Below are 15,984 nucleotides of genomic sequence, written 5' to 3'. Positions count from 1 at the left end.
TTTGCAAGTCGATCTTGCGCTTGGCGGATCAGAGCAATTGGGCCAGTTTTAACAATTTTGCCCATTTCAGCTTCCCTCCTGTTGGCGGTATAGAGCGTAATAACGTCCACGCATCTCCATCAGTTCTTCGTGGCTTCCTGATTCCACAATCACTCCTTGATGCAACATTAAAATTCGATCGACGCGACGAATGGTGCTTAAGCGATGAGTAATAAAGAAGGTGGTGGATCCTTGCAATTGATCGCGGAGGTTGTCGCAGACTCTTCTCTCAGTTTCATAATCCAGCGCGCTCGTTGCCTCATCAAGAACCAGTAATTTTGGATTGCTTAAGAGGGTTCGGGCAATGGCTAGCCTTTGACGCTGACCGCCACTTAAGGCGGCACCCCGTTCGCCAACATTCGAGCTGTAGCCCGCTGGAAGCTCCATTACAAAATCATGTGCACAGGCTAATTTCGCCGCATGCACCACCATGTCGCTGCCCGCATCAGGGTCTGTTATGGCGATGTTCTCACTTACGCTACCTGCAAAGAGCAGCGGATCTTGAGGCACGATGCCAATCTGGCGCCGCAGAGAATACAGCTCCACTTTGTCGATGTCATATCCATCGATCAGAATTCTCCCCTCTCGCGGTTCATACAGCCTTGTGAGTAACTTCATAAGTGTGCTCTTGCCGCTACCGCTCTGACCAACGATTCCCACAAAGGTTCCTGAAGGGATCTGCAAGTCAACGTGCTTGAGAACATCCGGACTTCCAGGACTGCCGAAGTTGAAACTGAGATTCTCATAGGTGACATTACCCTTCACTGATGGCAAGGGGATCTTTGCTTGATCGCTGGTGTTGCTTTCCTGTGGGGTGTCCACCACATCGGCGAGCCGCTCAAAGCTCACTCGCAACTCCTGCACGTTTTGCCAGATGTTGGAGAGGCGAAGCAGAGGCTGGGTCACATAGCCGCTAATAATCCGGAAGGCAATCAGCTGGCCCAGGGTGAGATCACCATTGAGCACCATCGAGGCTCCCACCCAGAGAACGGCCAGTTGAGAGATTTTTTGCAGCACTTGCGCTGTCTGTGTCAGGGCCGTGCCCGTCACGGTTTTCTCAAAGGTGCGGCTGATGTAGCCGTTGTACAAGTCTTGCCATTTCCAACGGCTCACCATCTCCACGTTTTGCGCCTTCACCGTTTGGATGCCAGTGAGCACTTCCATGAGGTGGCTCTGAGTTTTGGCATTTTCATGGGCGGCATCGCGGAATTGCTTGCGAAACAAGGGTGCGCCAATCACGGTGATCAACACCTGAATCGGTACAACGATCAACGCCACGATCGTGAGCACCCAGCTGTAGAGAGCCATTACCAGGATGTAGATCACGGAGAAGGCCGCGTCGATCACTGTTGTCAGTGCTTGGCCCGTAATAAATTGCCGGATCTTTTCTAATTCAGCCACCCTGGTGCCGAGCTCACCCACCGGCCTCTTGTCAAAGTAATCCAGCGGCAGGCGAATCAGGTGATCAATCACCTCAGCTCCCAAGCGCATATCGATGCGATTGGTGGTTTGCGTGAACAAGAATGTGCGCAAGGCCCCCAGCAAGCCTTCGAAAATAGTCACACCCACAAGAGCGATTCCAAGCACCTGCAAGGTGTCCAAGCTTCGCTGGTTGATCACCTTGTCGATAATTACCTGAATCAGTAGTGGGTTGGCCAGGGTGAACAATTGCACTACAAACGAAGCCAGCAGCACTTGCAGCAACACACCCCGGTAGCGGCTTAAGGCTGGGAAAAACCAACTCGGTCCAAAACGTTTCTCTTGCGTACGACTGGTGCGATCAATCAACACCACCTCGAGTCCGTCGGGATAGAGCTCCTCGAGCTGAGCGGGGCTGATTTCAAGCCAGCCTTCGGCTGGAGATGCCAGCGTGAGGCCGCGTTTATTGCTGTCAACTGCTAGAGCAAAGCCATTGCCCCAGTTGATCAGCGCTGGTGTTCGCAGGCGATTGCCTATCGCTGGATCCACCTTTGCGCGTACGGCATGCAAGCCGAGCATTCCTGCCACTTTGCCAAGAAATTGCAGGTTGGGCGTTTGGCCCCGGCTTAAGGCATCGCGCACCACCCTTTCCACAGCATCCCTGCGAAAGGGAAGCTTCAGCAACCGGCTCAACATCTGGAAGCAAGCCAATGTCTCTTGAAGCGATCCGCTCGCTTGGATCACCTCTAAATTGCGAAGTGGATCCGGCTGGCCGAAGGCTTCAGCGCTCGCTATCGGCATCGGTGCTGCCTTTAATAAGTCGCCTGTTTCAGCCACCACTTCGGCCTTGCTCAATGCTGGCTGTTCGCCTTCCAGTAGAAGGCTGAGTGGTTCAGCCGGCAGGCTGATCAGGCGACGTATAAGTGGTGGTCTCAGCTCTGGTAGCGCATCATCGGCTGTTGTGAACTCGCTGCCGAGCGGTTCAGAGCAGTTGGCACTGGCCAAAAAAACCCTGCGCCCTTCTCGCAAGGCCTGATTGAGGGCGTTAGGCGAATCATCAAGAAGTGTGGCTTGATCGAGCAAGTCGTCAAGCCGACCTTGCAAGGACGGAAGGGCTTTTTGGCTGCCCTCGCGCAACACGAGCAGCAATCGGTGCAGTTCAGCGGCCCAGACCTGTGCGTTGCACCAGGATTTAAAGTTCTCGTCTTCTCGGTAAAGGGCCAACACTTGCTTGTCGCTCAGCGTTGCCGCCTCCACAAGGGTGCTCGCGATGATCGACTCGCAAGGATCTACCGACAACAACGAGGCCAGTCCAGCCATATCACCAGCTTTGAGCTTGCATAGCGTTTGCATACGTGTCTGTTTATTCGTCTCTAACGTCGTCAGCACGCGGGCTTCGCCACTCACGATCAGAAACACTTGACTTGGCAGTTTCGTATCGATGCACATCGGATGCCCTGGCTCAAACCGCAGGCGGGCCCCTTGTTGATTCAGCAGATACTGCAATGCATTGGGCAATGCAGCTCTGGTAGAGGATGCATTCATGACTGCAAAGTACCTGTGAGAGCCTTGCATTGAACGTTCAATTCCTCCGACCTCCACTCTTGGAATAGTTCCCTGCACATAGATTTGCGTATGGTTTCATCGAAGCTCACCGGCATGTAGCGATCCACCCGAACCACCAGCCACCAATCTGAGATTTGAAAGGGTTCCACCAACGTGCCTGGAGCGTGGCTGCGTAAGGCCTCAACCAGGCGCGGGTGGGCTTGACAAAGCGGCACCGGACCGATCGAACCACCTTTTGCCTTCTCCTTACCCTCACTGTAATCGGAAGCCAGTTCTGCGAAGGTCGCTTCGCCTTCAGCGATGCGCAAAAAAAGTTCTCGGGCTAAGTACACGTTCTTGATCCTGAGCAGGCTGTACATCACCTGATCGAGTTGTTCTTTGCGTTCCAAAAAGCGTTGTTCTGCCTTGTGGTTAAAGTTCTCTAGGCTGTAGCTCGTAATGCGAAATGGGAGGGTGACCCTCCAACGAAGATCGGCCATGCTCAGCCCCGCGAGAGTGAGGTGATCCTTAAGAGCCTGCTCGTCGGTTAGTTGATGTTCCTTGCAGTAGGCGTCCATCGCCTGTTGCTCTTGCTCTTGAGGCACCGAAATATCGGAAAGAGTGTCAACAAGGAGTTGTCTGTTTAGCAGCGGTCTCAGAAGTTGATGTCGAGCGAGAAGTTGCAGCACTTCGGCTGGTAGCTGATTAATCAATGGAGAGGTTGGCATTGGGCTGCAATCGGCCAGCGACAGCACTTGGTTCGAATCGAACTTGACCTTAGACCTATTACAAAGAGCCAGGATTAGTAGGCTGCCCAGAATTGTTTTCGGCCGTTTCCATGCTCAAGCTCCTGCTGGGTGACCCCAATGCCCGCAAGCTGAAGCGTTTTCAACCGATAGTGACTGATATCAATGTCCTGGAAGAGGACATTGTCTTGCTCAGCGATGAAGAGCTTCGCTCTAAAACGGCCGATTTTCGCCAGCAGTTTGAGAATGTCGTCAGTTTTCCTAAGCAGCGAGTTTTACTTGATGAGCTGCTCCCAGAAGCCTTTGCTGTTGTACGTGAGGCTGCTAAACGGGTGCTCGGCATGCGTCATTTCGATGTGCAGCTGATTGGCGGCATGGTGCTGCATGAGGGTCAGATTGGTGAGATGAAGACCGGTGAAGGGAAGACTCTTGTAGCCACTCTGCCTAGCTACCTCAATGCCCTCACTGGCCGTGGGGTGCATGTGGTTACGGTCAATGATTACCTGGCACGGCGAGATGCTGAATGGATGGGCCAGGTGCATCGTTTTCTCGGTCTCAGTGTTGGTTTGATCCAGCAGGACATGAGCCCTGCTGAGCGGCGGCGCAATTACGCCTGCGATATCACCTATGCCACCAATTCAGAGTTGGGTTTTGACTACCTACGTGACAACATGGCCACCGATCTGAGTGAGGTGGTTCAGCGGGAGTTCCAGTACTGCGTCATCGATGAGGTGGATTCGATCCTGATCGATGAGGCGCGTACTCCCTTGATCATTTCCGGACAGGTGGAGCGTCCCCAGGAGAAGTATCAGCAGGCTGCAGATGTGGCCGCTGCTCTCGAGCGGGCTGCCGAACAGGGTAAGGATGGCATTGATCCTGAGGGTGACTACGAGGTTGATGAGAAGCAACGCAGTTGCACACTCACAGATGAAGGCTTTGCCAAGGCTGAGCAGAACCTCAAAGTGAGGGATCTGTTTGACCCCGCTGATCCCTGGGCCCATTACATCACCAATGCATTGAAGGCGAAGGAGTTGTTTGTTCGGGATGTGAATTACATCGTGCGCGATGGTGAAGCTGTGATTGTTGATGAGTTCACAGGTCGTGTGATGCCAGGCCGGCGCTGGAGCGACGGACAGCATCAGGCGATTGAGGCCAAGGAACAGCTAGCGATTCAGCCTGAAACTCAGACTCTGGCTTCGATTACTTATCAAAATTTCTTTCTGCTTTATCCCCGCTTGGCTGGCATGACCGGCACCGCTAAAACTGAAGAGGTGGAGTTTGAGAAGACCTACAAGCTTGAGACTACAGTGATCCCTACCAACCAGCCTCGGGCTCGTGCGGATTGGGTGGATCAGGTTTATAAGACTGAATCAGCCAAGTGGCGTGCCGTGGCCAACGAGACGGCTGAAATTCATAAGCAGGGAAGGCCTGTTCTGGTTGGCACGACCAGTGTTGAGAAAAGCGAACTGTTGAGTTCTCTGCTCTCAGAACAAGAGATTCCCCACAATCTTTTGAATGCCAAGCCGGAGAATGTGGAACGTGAGGCGGAGATCGTGGCCCAGGCTGGCCGTGCAGGTGCTGTGACGATTGCCACAAACATGGCTGGCCGTGGGACAGACATCATCCTCGGCGGAAATAGCGATTACATGGCACGCCTCAAGTTGCGTGAGGTTTTGCTGCCAAGATTGGTGCGGCCTGAGGAGGGTCATCGACCACCAGTGCCATTGCAGAGGGCTGCCGAGACAGGTGGTGGGTTTGCTGCCAAGTCCGTTGCTGCGAATGGATCTCATGGCCATGTCTTAAGCGAGGCCCGTGCAATCGGGAGTCTCTATCCTTGCTCGCTCACTGATGACACTGATCAGTTCCTTGCGGAGTTAGCTCGGGAGCTTGTGAAGGTTTGGGGAGATAGGGCACAGAGCGTGATCGAATTAGAGGATCGCATCTCCACTGCTGCTGAAAAAGCACCTACCGATGATGCGCAGATTGCTGCCTTAAGAGAGTCGATCGCAAGAGTAAAGACTGAATACGACGTGGTAGTGACCCAGGAGGAGGTTCGAGTGAGGGAAGCAGGAGGTCTTCATGTGATTGGTACAGAACGTCATGAATCTCGCAGGGTTGACAATCAACTTCGTGGTCGGGCTGGCCGTCAGGGGGATTTAGGTAGTACCCGTTTTTTCCTTTCTTTGGAAGACAACCTATTGCGCATCTTCGGAGGCGAACGGGTGGCTGCGCTGATGAATGCTTTCCGCGTGGAGGAGGACATGCCCATTGAGTCGGGCATGCTGACCCGTTCTTTAGAGGGGGCTCAGAAAAAAGTAGAAACCTATTACTACGACATCCGTAAACAGGTTTTTGAGTACGACGAAGTAATGAACAATCAACGTCGTGCCGTTTATGCCGAGCGTCGCCGGGTCCTTGAGGGTCGCGGTCTCAAGAAGCAGGTGATTGGTTATGGAGAGCGAACAATGGACGACGTTGTTGAGGCATATGTGAATCCTGATTTGCCCCCTGAAGAATGGGACTTAGGCCAACTGGTTAGCAAGGTTCAGGAATTTGTCTACCTGCTTGAGGATCTAAAGCCTGAGCAGTTGCAGGGGCTAATCATGGAGGAGCTTAAGTCTTTTCTTCAGGAGCAACTGCGCAATGCTTATGACATTAAGGAAGGTCAGATTGAGCAGCAGCGTCCAGGATTGATGCGTGAGGCAGAACGTTTCTTCATCCTTCAGCAGATCGATACACTTTGGCGGGAACATCTTCAGGCGATGGATGCTCTGCGTGAATCTGTAGGTTTGCGAGGATATGGGCAAAAAGATCCGCTTATTGAATACAAGAATGAGGGCTACGATATGTTTCTCGAGATGATGGCAAATATGCGTCGTAATGTGATTTATTCGATGTTTATGTTCCAGCCTGCTCCTGCTCAAGAGGCCGCGAATGTTTGATTTTATTTAATAGCTTATCTAACTACTGTCAGCTTCTGGGAGTATCCCCTAGAAATTCAATGATTTCCCTGTCTTTGAGGTTTTGAGCTTGTCCGGTTTGAAGATCTTGAGGAACACGATCAGTACTTAGCTCTTGTAGAAAAGAATGCAAAGCTGTCACCTGATTTTCTAATTGGTCGATACGCTCCATCAGGTTGCGTATGACATCGGCCTCCGCATCAGGTAGTGCTGAGTGGGCTAATGGATTGATACGGACACCGCTTTGATGCACCACTCGCCCAGGGATGCCCACAACCGTGCTGTCGGCTTCAACGTCCCGCACAACGACTGATCCGGCACCGATTCTCGTATTAGCCCCCACGTGAATTGCGCCAAGAACTTTGGCGCCCGCTCCAACGACAACGTTTTCTGCCAGGGTTGGATGGCGTTTGCCGTGCTCTTTGCCTGTACCACCGAGCGTTACGCCTTGATAGAGCAAGCAGCGGTTGCCGATCTCCGTTGTTTCTCCGATCACAACACCCATGCCGTGATCGATGAATACTCCGTGACCGATTTGGGCGCCTGGGTGGATCTCTATGCCAGTCAGGGCACGTGTGATCTGGCTGAGTAGTCGTGGCAGCAAAGGTAATCCGGAGCGCCAAAGTCGGTGACTGATTCGATGCAGTGTCAAGGCCTGAAAGCCCGGATAGCAAAGCAGGATCTCAAGCAGGTCTCGGGCTGCTGGATCTCGCTCTTTGATGATTGCTAGGTCGGTCTTTATGGCTGTGAGCATTTGCCTAGATTAGTGAGCTTAATTAGGCGCTGAGCAGGCCGATCTCCTTGCGCAGTTGTTCGATCGTGTTGGTGCTGAGATAGCTGTCGGCGCAGTGAAGTTGGGGCATGCGTATCAATTGGGAACGGTTTTGGCGCAGGCTTTGCTCGACAAGGGGCAGGCTGGGGCGGTCGCAGAGCACGTGGCTGGCTGCTCTGAGCAGGGCTAGTAAGCGGCTGCCTACATCCGGTGTTGCTGTCATGAGCAGGAGTTCATTGCCGCGCATGCTGTGCAGGATTACTTCGGCAGCTCGTAGGATCCCTGGGCTGATACTTACCAGCCCCACGCAGCTGCCGGGCCGCAACTCCTTAAGCATGGCGAGCTCTTTGCGGAAGTCATTGAGGTCTACTGCGACGGCCCGAACTCCGTGGCGCTTAGCTAGCTCTTCCAGCGGTTGTAGGAAATAACGACTGGTTACGACGGTGCCGTTGCTTGAGCTTTCAAGAATGCTTTCCAGCTCCTCCATCGGTACCACTTCAACTGGAACATCAAGGTGGGGCTCCAGCTCTTCTGCAATCAGCATGGAGGCGCCAATATCCTCTCTCGGAGTGCTTACCAACACTCTCGCCCCGCAGCGAAGGCGCCAGTCAATTTCGCGGGTTAAGAGTTCTCGAGTCTGCTGGAGAGTACAACCAGCATTGAGCAGACCATCGACGCACTTGCGCACTTCCTGGTCAAGGTCAGGGGTGCCTCGATTGCGAATATGGGGAGGGGTTTTGATTTCGCGCGGCTTTTGCTGGTCGCGCACGTAGATCCCTGAACCAGCCATGGCTTCGACGACCCCATCTGTTTCCAGCTGTCGATAGACCTTGCTGATCGTGTTGCGATGAAGGCCAGTTTGCATGGCTAACTGGCGAGTGCTGGGCAGTCTGTGGCCAGGTGGGTAATGACGTGCGGCGATTGCGAAACAAATTTGGTTGTAAAGCTGGGCCGAAGCCGGAATGTCGCTTTCCTGCTGAATATGGAATCGCACGCCGGTAGGCCAGGTTGCAATGCGGCCACCTTAAAGAGCAGGAGGCCTTCATGACAATCGCGCGTGTGTCCTGTGATGCTGTGACAGTTCACTGTGGCCTTGGCATGGCTGAGCTTGACAGTGGTTTGTTGTTGAGTTCATTTAGAGAATTTGCATACAGGCTCGCCTTGCTGCTGCTCTCATGTCGAATTTTTCGCTTGGCTGCAGACTGAGTGGCAGTATCTCTTTCGTCCGGTCGACTCTCTGCCTGGCGAGATGTGTAGGCGGGCTATCCAGGCTTGTACTGCACACAGCAGGTTTTGGATAAAGCGTTGTTGCTACAGGGAATTCAGAGGGGTCGACCCCTCTGAATTGAGCGACCAGAAGGCTTATTGGCTCAGGTTGTTCTCAAGGGCTCGCAGGTGGTTGATTCCTCTGAAGTTAGGGATTTATTGATCCTTGTTGAGCTGTGTTTTGGCAGCAGCAGTGGCTCGAGGTGGGGCTGTGATGGTGCGAACCGCACGCGTAGGAATTTGGTTTTCCTTATCTGTTTTGATCAGCGGTGTTTTGCGCGGTGTAAGGAACATGATCATGTTCCGACCTTCACGCTTAGGAGCTTGCTGAATTTCGGCCTGTTCTTCCAGGTCTTTTGCCATACGTCGTAGCAGCGTTTCAGCCAGGGCAGTGTGCTGAATTTCCCGACCCCGGAAGATAACGGTGCACTTGACTTTGTCACCAGCCTTGAGGAATCGCACGGCTTGGCCGATGCGCACGTTGTAGTCGTGCTGATCGATTTTGTAGCGCATTTTGACTTCTTTGACTTCGGTCTGATGCGACTTCTTTTTGGCTTCCTTGGCTTTCTTCTCCTGCTCAAACTTGAATTTGCCGTAATCCATGATTCGGCAAACGGGTGGATCCGCTTTCTCGCTGACAAGGACCAGATCGAGTTCCCTATCTTTTGCTACATCAAGGGCTTCTTCCCTGTTGATCACCCCGAGCTGAGTTCCGTCTGCGTCAACGACCCGCAACTTGGGATAATTGATGCGGTCATTAATGTTGGGGAGCTCCCTGACGGGTGCGCGACGGTCAAAACGAGGACGTGGTGGCATTCAGTGAGATAAGGGAATAGAGCAGACGACAAGGAGACCAGAAGGTTTTATGTCTGCACCCTTCACCTTAGACCCGCTTGAATCAGTGATAGCGCTTCGCTCAGCGGTTCCTCACCTTTGAGCCAATAGGGGTGATGTTGTCTGCGGAACCATGTGCGCTGACGCTTGGCGAACTGCTGTGTACGACGTGTGGTCAGGGCGATGGCCTGTTCACGGTTGAGTAGGCCTTGAATCACCTTTAGTGCTTCCCCATAGCCGATCGTTTGCAGCAAGGGCAGATCGGTGTCGTAGCACTGACTCAAGTGTTCGGTTTCTTCGATGAGACCATTGGCATAGAGCTGTGTTGTGCGTTGGCCAATGCGTTCGCGCAGATTGTGTGGGTCGAGGCCTAGTTCCAGCACGCGCCAAGGGGGTGGGCTTGAGCCTTGTTGAGTGGTGATCGGTTGGCCAGTGGCATAAACCACTTCCAGAGCCCGTTGGGTGCGCATGGCATCAGCAGGGGCAATTCGGCTGGCAGCGGTGGGATCGGCGGCTTGGAGTAGGTGGTGGCAGGTGCGTTGTCCTAGCTCGCCTAACTGCTTGCGGAGCTCTGGTTGGGGTGGCACTGCTGGTGGGCGCAGCCCACAAGTGAGAGCTTTGAGATAAAGACCACTGCCGCCAACCAGGAATGGCATGTTTTGTTCCCTTAGCTTTTGCGCAAGGATCAGTTGCGCGGCTGCCTGGAATTCCTGCAGGGTGATCGGTTGATCTGGGCGACGAAGATCAATCAGGTGATGTTGCACGCGCCGTTGCTGTTCTTTGGTTGGCTTGGCGGTGCCAACGTCCATGCCGATGTAGAGCTGGCGGGAATCCACATTGAGCACGCTCAGCTTCAGCTGTTCTGCCAGCTGTAAGGCCAGGCATGTTTTGCCGCTTGCTGTTGGTCCTAACAGCGCAATCAGAAGCGGCTTAGAGGCGGGCATGAGCAGCTGTGATGAGTGTCATGTCAGCAACATTTAGGTCGTCCCTTTTGGGCAATCACGCTTCAGTGACCGTTGTAAGCGCCAGTGGTAAAATGAGCTTGCCAGGTCGAGGTTTCTCGCCGATGAGGCCTCTTAGAACAACCCTTCCTGGCTACGGATTTATTGAATGAGCGAAGACTCCAAAGTCCAGGCTGCCTATGGCGCCGAACAAATTCAGGTGCTGGAAGGGCTAGAGCCCGTTAGGAAGCGTCCGGGGATGTACATCGGCTCCACTGGGCCAAGGGGGTTGCATCATCTTGTCTTTGAGGTTGTCGACAACTCTGTTGATGAGGCCTTGGCCGGGCACTGTGATGAGATTCTCGTGGTGCTTGGACCAGATGGTTCCGCATCAATATCTGACAACGGCCGTGGCATTCCCACCGACGTTCATTCCCGGACAGGCAAGAGTGCCTTGGAAACGGTGCTCACCGTGCTTCATGCTGGCGGTAAGTTCGGCAGTGGCGGTTACAAGGTCTCTGGCGGCTTGCACGGAGTTGGTGTATCTGTCGTCAATGCCCTGAGTGAATGGGTGGAAGTGACGGTCCGGCGTCAAGGACAGGTGCACCGTCAGCGCTTTGAACGTGGGACCGCGATCGGGAGTCTTTGTTCTGAAGCCCAGCCTGCTTCAGAGAAGGGGCGCACTGGCACGAGCGTTTGTTTTAAGCCGGACGAAGAGATATTTACTGTTGGCATTGTTTTCGATTACGCCACCCTGTCTGCTCGTTTGCGTGAACTGGCTTATCTCAATGGTGGGGTGCGGATTGTTTTCCGCGATGAGCGTCAGCCTGTTTTAGATGCTGAAGGGGCTCCTCATGAGGAGGTCTATTTTTATGAGGGCGGTATCAAAGAATATGTCACCTATATGAATGAGGAAAAGGATGCTCTTCATCCCGAAATTATTTATGTGAATTCTGAAAAGGATAATGTGCAGGTTGAAGCAGCACTGCAATGGTGTGTTGATGCTTATTCAGACAGCATTCTCGGATTTGCTAATAATATTCGCACTGTAGATGGGGGTACTCATATTGAGGGGCTGAAGACAGTCCTTACGCGCACTCTCAATACGTTTGCCCGTAAGCGTGGCAAACGCAAGGAAGCCGATTCTAATCTGGCTGGAGAAAATATTCGTGAAGGACTTACGGCTGTCCTTTCTGTAAAGGTGCCCGATCCGGAATTCGAAGGGCAGACAAAAACCAAGTTGGGCAATACAGAAGTCCGCGGCATTGTCGACAGCTTGGTTGGTGAAGCATTGAGTCAGTACTTGGAATTTAATCCTGCGGTGATTGATCTTATTCTTGAGAAGGCCATCCAGGCATTCAATGCAGCTGAAGCTGCACGTCGTGCGCGAGAATTAGTGCGCCGCAAAAGCGTACTTGAGAGTTCTACGTTGCCAGGCAAACTGGCTGATTGCAGTTCTAGGGACCCCTCCGAATCAGAGATTTACATCGTGGAAGGCGACTCCGCTGGTGGCTCTGCAAAGCAGGGCCGAGATCGTCGCTTTCAAGCAATCCTGCCCTTGCGCGGTAAGATCCTAAATATTGAGAAAACAGATGATGCTAAAATATATAAAAATACGGAGATTCAGGCGCTGATTACTGCGCTTGGATTAGGTATCAAAGGAGAAGAATTTGATGCAAAGAATCTTAGATATCACCGTGTGGTGATCATGACTGATGCTGATGTTGATGGTGCTCATATTCGTACGCTGATACTTACATTTTTCTACCGCTACCAGAAAGAATTAGTGGAAGGTGGTTATATCTATATTGCGTGCCCTCCTCTTTATAAGGTTGAGCGAGGTAAGAACCATACCTATTGCTACAACGAGGCGGATTTACAGACGACACTCTCAGGCTTCCCCGAGAAGGCCAACTACACCATTCAGCGCTTTAAGGGTCTCGGCGAAATGATGCCAAAGCAGTTGTGGGAGACCACCATGGACCCTTCTACCCGGATGATGAAGCGGGTGGAGGTTCAGGATGCATTAGAGGCTGATCGTATCTTCACAATTTTGATGGGCGACAAGGTTGCTCCCCGCCGGGAGTTCATTGAAACCCACAGCGCTGAGCTCGATATGGCAGCGTTAGATATCTGATGGGTGTTGTGCTCCGTTGGGGGTGGGTCCTAGGGGTGGCCTTGCTAGCTCCTGCGGCCTTGCCGGCTGGTGGGGGTGAGCGGCGCCAGCCAGAAATTCGTCGTTCTGATAGCTCAGGACCTTTGTTTGCTGGTACAAGCTGTGAATTGCGAGTTAGCCCTTTGGCTGTAGCTCCCAGCTTGAAAAGACTGGCCGTTGGCACCCCCTTGAAAGTGCTTCGTCGTTGGCATGGCGAAGATGGTAAGGACTGGCTGCAAGTACAGATCGCCTCGGGTAGCGGGGAGTGCTTGGCCGGGGTTGTTAGGCGTGGCTGGCTCAATGTCTGATCTGGCGTTGCCCGGATGGCAGGCTTCACTTGTAGCCATAGGTGCTGTGCCAGGAGCTTGGTTGCGCCTCAGAGTGGTGAACCACCTCGAGCCGATGGTGCCGAGGAAGCACTGGGGCACTTTTGCGGTGAACATGGTTGCTGCTTTCGCTCTTGGCTTGGTCTTGGCCTTGCAGGCCAAATGTGCAACAGCAAGTGGAGCATCGCCTTTGATCTTGTTGATTGGTGTGGGCTTCTTCGGTTCTCTCAGCACCTTTTCGACTTTTGCGGTAGAGGTGCTCAATACCTTGCGAGAGCACCGCTGGAGTGAGGCCTTTGTGCTTGCTGTGTGCTCGATCTTAGGAGGTCTCTTGGCTGCAGCTGCAGGCGTTGGGTTGGCGGATGGCTAATGGCTAATACGACGCAACCCTTGCACAATCAATGGAATGAGATGTGGCTGGTGGCTCTTGGGGCTGTGCCTGGGGCCTTGGTTCGCTGGCAGGTTCAGAACGACTTGCTGGTGAATGTAATTGGAGCTGCCATTTTGGGGTTGGTGGTTGGTTTGCCGTTCCGTCCAAGCCGTCAGTTGTTGCTGGGGGTGGGTTTCTGTGGTTCTCTCACCACTTTCAGTAGCTGGATGGTGGAATGCAGCACCCTGATCTCCCAGGGAGCTTGGTGGTCAGCGCTGGGTTTGATTGGTCTAACCATGGGCTTAGGTCTTGGTGTTGCAGCCCTTGGTTTTTTGATTGGTCGTCAGTTCAGGCCATCAGGGCTTGGTCGATAGCTGTTTTGAGCTCAGTGCTCTCAGGCTCGACTCCACTTTTGAAGCGCTTCAGGACATTGCCGTTTTTGCCAACAAGGAATTTCTCGAAGTTCCAGGCCACATCTCCTGCTGGTTCAGTTTGATTGAGGGTGGTGTAGGGCTCGGTGGTTTGGCCCATGGCGTGCACCTTGTCAAACAACTCGAAGCTGGCGCCGTAGGTCGTGGAACAGAAGCTTTTGATCTCCTCGAGGGTGCCGGGCTCCTGGGCTCCGAAGTCGTTGCAAGGAAAGCCCAGCACCTTTAGTCCCTTAGGGCCGTATGTGTCTTGCAGTGCTTGCAGGCCTTTGTATTGCTTGGTAAATCCACATCGGCTGGCCACATTCACGATTAAAAGCACCGTGCCGTTGTATTCGCTGAGGGATTTCTCAGCACCCTCTGGAGTGCGAACCACAATCTGGCTGATGTTGATGGCCATGGATATTCGATTTTGTCTTCAAGACCCTAGCGAGGACCATACGCCATACAGTGTGCTCGCCTTGACGGCGGGCCGATGAACGAGGCAACGGGGGCAACCAGTCCGGAGGCGGCCGTGGTCAGCGGCTCTGACCTGGTGGACTTGGTGGCCCAGCAGCTGCAAGCGCTGTTGTCAGCAGGAAACTATGACGCAGTGAAGATGTTGCTTCAACCGGTGCAACCGGTTGACATCGCTGAAGCCATTGGCATTTTGCCTCGTACCCTGCAGGCTCTGGCCTTCCGCTTGCTCAGCAAGGACGAGGCCATTGAGGTTTACGAATACCTAGAGCCTGCTGTTCAGCAGAGTCTGCTGGAACGCCTTCGCTCTGGTGAGGTGCTCGAGTTGGTGGAGGAGATGTCCCCCGATGACCGGGTGCGATTGTTTGATGAGCTGCCTGCCAAGGTGGTGAGACGATTGCTGGCAGAACTGAGCCCAGCAGAGCGAAGGGTCACTGCTCAGTTGCTTGGTTACGAGCCTGAAACCGCTGGTCGCTTGATGACGACCGAGTTTATTGATCTCAAGGAATTTCACAGTGCAGCTCAGGCTCTCACGATCGTGAGGCGTCGAGCTCCTGACACGGAGACGATTTATAGCCTCTATGTGACTGATGGCGAGCGCCACCTTACCGGGATCCTTTCATTGCGAGATCTCGTGACTGCTGAGCCGGAGGCACGCATCGGGGATGTGATGACCCGCGATGTGGTGAACGTGCGCACCGACACAGATCAAGAGGAGGTGGCCCGAGCGATTCAGAGATACGACTTTTTGGCTGTCCCAGTTGTGGATCGAGAACAGCGCTTGGTAGGGATCGTCACCGTCGATGATGTGATTGACGTGATTGAACAGGAGGCCACACGCGATCTTTATGCCGCTGGAGCTGTGCAGGCGGGGGATGAAGACGACTATTTCCAGAGCAATTTGTTGGTTGTTGCGCGCCGTCGAGTGGTGTGGCTGGCTGTATTGGTGGTAGCGAATGGCTTTACTAGTCAAGTGATTGCCATGAACGACGATGTGCTGAAGCATGTTGTGCTGTTGGCGGCGTTCATCCCGTTGTTGATCGGTACGGGCGGCAATGTTGGCGCTCAGAGTTCCACTGTGGTGATTCGAGGTCTTAGTACTCAGCGCATCCAGGCTCTTGGTCGCATGAAGGCGGTGTTGCGTGAGGCCATGGCGGGCGGGCTTTTGGGTTTGTTGATGTTGCTTGTGGTTGTTCCCTTTGCTTGGTGGCGGGGTGAAAGTCTTCTTGTGGGTGCAGCAGTAGGGATCAGCCTGATGGCGATCACGACCCTGGCGGCTACGGCTGGGGCGGCTTTGCCTTTGTTGTTCGATCGAATGGGTCTGGATCCCGCCCTGATGTCGGCTCCCTTTATTACGACAGCAACTGATGTGGCTGGGGTCTTTATCTATTTACGGACAGCGGCTTGGCTGCTTCAGCAAACCAATGGAACAGCTTTCTAGGTATTTATACCTAAACCACCTGGAGAGGGGGTTTCCCGAAGGGCTGTTTGGATTGCTCGGGAGTAAGCTTTACAAAACGCAATAGAGTTGTCGTGGTCGACTCCGCAGCTTCCAAAGCCCTTGTTAAATCAGCGGTTGTGCCTGCTCGTCAGTTGCCCGCAGATGTCGACCTGGTGCGTTCATACCTGCGCGATATCGGTCGAGTGCCGCTACTGAGCCATGAGCAGGAGATCACGCTGGGTCGTCAGGTGCAGGAGTTGATGTCTTTAGAGCAGCTTGAGTCTGA

15 protein-coding genes are annotated in these 15,984 nt (G+C 53.5%); 8 read left to right on the top strand and 7 right to left on the bottom strand.

Annotation, left to right across the window (positions count from 1 at the left end; all coding sequences use genetic code 11):
- Window positions 1–66: 66 nt before the first annotated feature.
- Window positions 67–3,003: a peptidase domain-containing ABC transporter gene (locus PMIT1303_RS09300; protein WP_063398485.1), complete on the bottom strand. Its 2,937-nt coding sequence runs from the start codon at window positions 3,001–3,003 to the stop codon at window positions 67–69.
- Window positions 3,000–3,731 (bottom strand): peptidylprolyl isomerase, encoded by a 732-nt coding sequence (locus tag PMIT1303_RS09295; RefSeq protein ID WP_063398937.1) that lies wholly within the window; start codon window positions 3,729–3,731, stop codon window positions 3,000–3,002. Before PMIT1303_RS09295 ends, PMIT1303_RS09300 begins: the two co-directional genes overlap by 4 nt.
- Window positions 3,732–3,841: 110 nt before the next feature.
- On the opposite strand from PMIT1303_RS09295, the gene secA reads away from it, so the two are divergent.
- Window positions 3,842–6,691, top strand: a complete 2,850-nt coding sequence (gene secA / locus PMIT1303_RS09290; RefSeq protein WP_063398484.1) for a preprotein translocase subunit SecA — start codon at window positions 3,842–3,844, stop codon at window positions 6,689–6,691.
- Window positions 6,692–6,719: 28 nt separating this feature from the next.
- On the opposite strand, the gene cysE is transcribed toward secA, so the two are convergent.
- Window positions 6,720–7,463 (bottom strand): serine O-acetyltransferase, encoded by a 744-nt coding sequence (gene cysE, locus PMIT1303_RS09285; protein ID WP_063398483.1) that lies wholly within the window; start codon window positions 7,461–7,463, stop codon window positions 6,720–6,722.
- A 22-nt stretch (window positions 7,464–7,485) separates the two neighbouring features.
- Window positions 7,486–8,475 carry a GntR family transcriptional regulator gene (locus PMIT1303_RS09280; protein ID WP_063398482.1) on the bottom strand — a complete coding sequence of 330 codons (990 nt, stop codon included), beginning with the start codon at window positions 8,473–8,475 and terminating at the stop codon, window positions 7,486–7,488.
- 50 nt (window positions 8,476–8,525) lie between these two features.
- Here PMIT1303_RS09280 and PMIT1303_RS09275 point away from each other — a divergent pair, with 50 nt between their 5' ends.
- Window positions 8,526–8,687, top strand: a complete 162-nt coding sequence (locus PMIT1303_RS09275; protein WP_156486993.1) for a hypothetical protein — start codon at window positions 8,526–8,528, stop codon at window positions 8,685–8,687.
- 216 nt (window positions 8,688–8,903) lie between these two features.
- On the opposite strand, the gene infC is transcribed toward PMIT1303_RS09275, so the two are convergent.
- Together infC and miaA are read right to left on the bottom strand one after the other, a co-directional pair.
- Complete coding sequence (infC, locus tag PMIT1303_RS09270; protein ID WP_011129498.1) at window positions 8,904–9,563, bottom strand: translation initiation factor IF-3; 660 nt, start codon at window positions 9,561–9,563, stop codon at window positions 8,904–8,906.
- Window positions 9,564–9,625: 62 nt separating this feature from the next.
- Window positions 9,626–10,525, bottom strand: coding sequence for a tRNA (adenosine(37)-N6)-dimethylallyltransferase MiaA (gene miaA / locus PMIT1303_RS09265; protein ID WP_063398480.1), 900 nt, complete (start codon window positions 10,523–10,525; stop codon window positions 9,626–9,628).
- Between the two features lie 166 nt (window positions 10,526–10,691).
- On the opposite strand from miaA, the gene gyrB reads away from it, so the two are divergent.
- The 4 genes from gyrB to PMIT1303_RS09245 are packed head-to-tail and all read left to right on the top strand — an operon-like array spanning window position 10,692 to window position 13,747.
- The gene (gene gyrB / locus PMIT1303_RS09260; protein ID WP_063398479.1) at window positions 10,692–12,659 is read left to right on the top strand and encodes a DNA topoisomerase (ATP-hydrolyzing) subunit B; all 1,968 of its coding nucleotides are present in this window, start codon (window positions 10,692–10,694) and stop codon (window positions 12,657–12,659) included.
- Window positions 12,659–12,985, top strand: a complete 327-nt coding sequence (locus PMIT1303_RS09255; RefSeq protein ID WP_063398478.1) for a hypothetical protein — start codon at window positions 12,659–12,661, stop codon at window positions 12,983–12,985. Before gyrB ends, PMIT1303_RS09255 begins: the two co-directional genes overlap by 1 nt.
- Window positions 12,978–13,373, top strand: coding sequence for a CrcB family protein (locus PMIT1303_RS09250; RefSeq protein WP_063398477.1), 396 nt, complete (start codon window positions 12,978–12,980; stop codon window positions 13,371–13,373). The genes PMIT1303_RS09255 and PMIT1303_RS09250 overlap by 8 nt, the downstream gene beginning before the upstream one ends.
- A complete protein-coding gene (locus PMIT1303_RS09245; RefSeq protein ID WP_063398476.1) occupies window positions 13,373–13,747 on the top strand; it encodes a CrcB family protein in 375 nt (124 codons plus the stop codon). Before PMIT1303_RS09250 ends, PMIT1303_RS09245 begins: the two co-directional genes overlap by 1 nt.
- Here PMIT1303_RS09245 and PMIT1303_RS09240 read toward each other — a convergent pair.
- Window positions 13,722–14,201: a glutathione peroxidase gene (locus tag PMIT1303_RS09240; RefSeq protein WP_063398475.1), complete on the bottom strand. Its 480-nt coding sequence runs from the start codon at window positions 14,199–14,201 to the stop codon at window positions 13,722–13,724. The two genes, PMIT1303_RS09245 and PMIT1303_RS09240, sit on opposite strands and share 26 nt — an antisense overlap.
- A 75-nt stretch (window positions 14,202–14,276) precedes the next feature.
- Here PMIT1303_RS09240 and mgtE point away from each other — a divergent pair, with 75 nt between their 5' ends.
- Together mgtE and PMIT1303_RS09230 are read left to right on the top strand one after the other, a co-directional pair.
- Window positions 14,277–15,698: a magnesium transporter gene (gene mgtE / locus PMIT1303_RS09235; RefSeq protein ID WP_063398474.1), complete on the top strand. Its 1,422-nt coding sequence runs from the start codon at window positions 14,277–14,279 to the stop codon at window positions 15,696–15,698.
- Window positions 15,699–15,835: 137 nt separating this feature from the next.
- On the top strand, window positions 15,836–15,984 hold a 149-nt coding region (locus PMIT1303_RS09230; RefSeq protein ID WP_304440525.1), incomplete at its 3' end, for a sigma-70 factor domain-containing protein.

Origin of the sequence: Prochlorococcus sp. MIT 1303, assembly GCF_001631965.1 — a bacterium.
In the GTDB taxonomy this organism is placed as follows: domain Bacteria; phylum Cyanobacteriota; class Cyanobacteriia; order PCC-6307; family Cyanobiaceae; genus Prochlorococcus; species Prochlorococcus marinus_D.
Note: the sequence above shows the minus strand (reverse complement) of the source record. Positions and strands in the feature narration are given on the sequence as shown.

Bases quoted from the DNA above. Each gene is read 5' to 3' on its own strand.
- PMIT1303_RS09300 (WP_063398485.1), bottom strand. From the start codon at position 3,003: ATGAATGCATCCTCTACCAGAGCTGCATTGCCCAATGCATTGCAGTAT.
- PMIT1303_RS09295 (WP_063398937.1), bottom strand. From the start codon at position 3,731: ATGCCAACCTCTCCATTGATTAATCAGCTACCAGCCGAAGTGCTGCAA.
- secA (WP_063398484.1), top strand. From the start codon at position 3,842: ATGCTCAAGCTCCTGCTGGGTGACCCCAATGCCCGCAAGCTGAAGCGT.
- cysE (WP_063398483.1), bottom strand. From the start codon at position 7,463: ATGCTCACAGCCATAAAGACCGACCTAGCAATCATCAAAGAGCGAGAT.
- PMIT1303_RS09275 (WP_156486993.1), top strand. From the start codon at position 8,526: ATGACAATCGCGCGTGTGTCCTGTGATGCTGTGACAGTTCACTGTGGC.
- infC (WP_011129498.1), bottom strand. From the start codon at position 9,563: ATGCCACCACGTCCTCGTTTTGACCGTCGCGCACCCGTCAGGGAGCTC.
- miaA (WP_063398480.1), bottom strand. From the start codon at position 10,525: ATGCCCGCCTCTAAGCCGCTTCTGATTGCGCTGTTAGGACCAACAGCA.
- gyrB (WP_063398479.1), top strand. From the start codon at position 10,692: ATGAGCGAAGACTCCAAAGTCCAGGCTGCCTATGGCGCCGAACAAATT.
- PMIT1303_RS09255 (WP_063398478.1), top strand. From the start codon at position 12,659: ATGGGTGTTGTGCTCCGTTGGGGGTGGGTCCTAGGGGTGGCCTTGCTA.
- PMIT1303_RS09250 (WP_063398477.1), top strand. From the start codon at position 12,978: ATGTCTGATCTGGCGTTGCCCGGATGGCAGGCTTCACTTGTAGCCATA.
- PMIT1303_RS09245 (WP_063398476.1), top strand. From the start codon at position 13,373: ATGGCTAATACGACGCAACCCTTGCACAATCAATGGAATGAGATGTGG.
- PMIT1303_RS09240 (WP_063398475.1), bottom strand. From the start codon at position 14,201: ATGGCCATCAACATCAGCCAGATTGTGGTTCGCACTCCAGAGGGTGCT.
- mgtE (WP_063398474.1), top strand. From the start codon at position 14,277: ATGAACGAGGCAACGGGGGCAACCAGTCCGGAGGCGGCCGTGGTCAGC.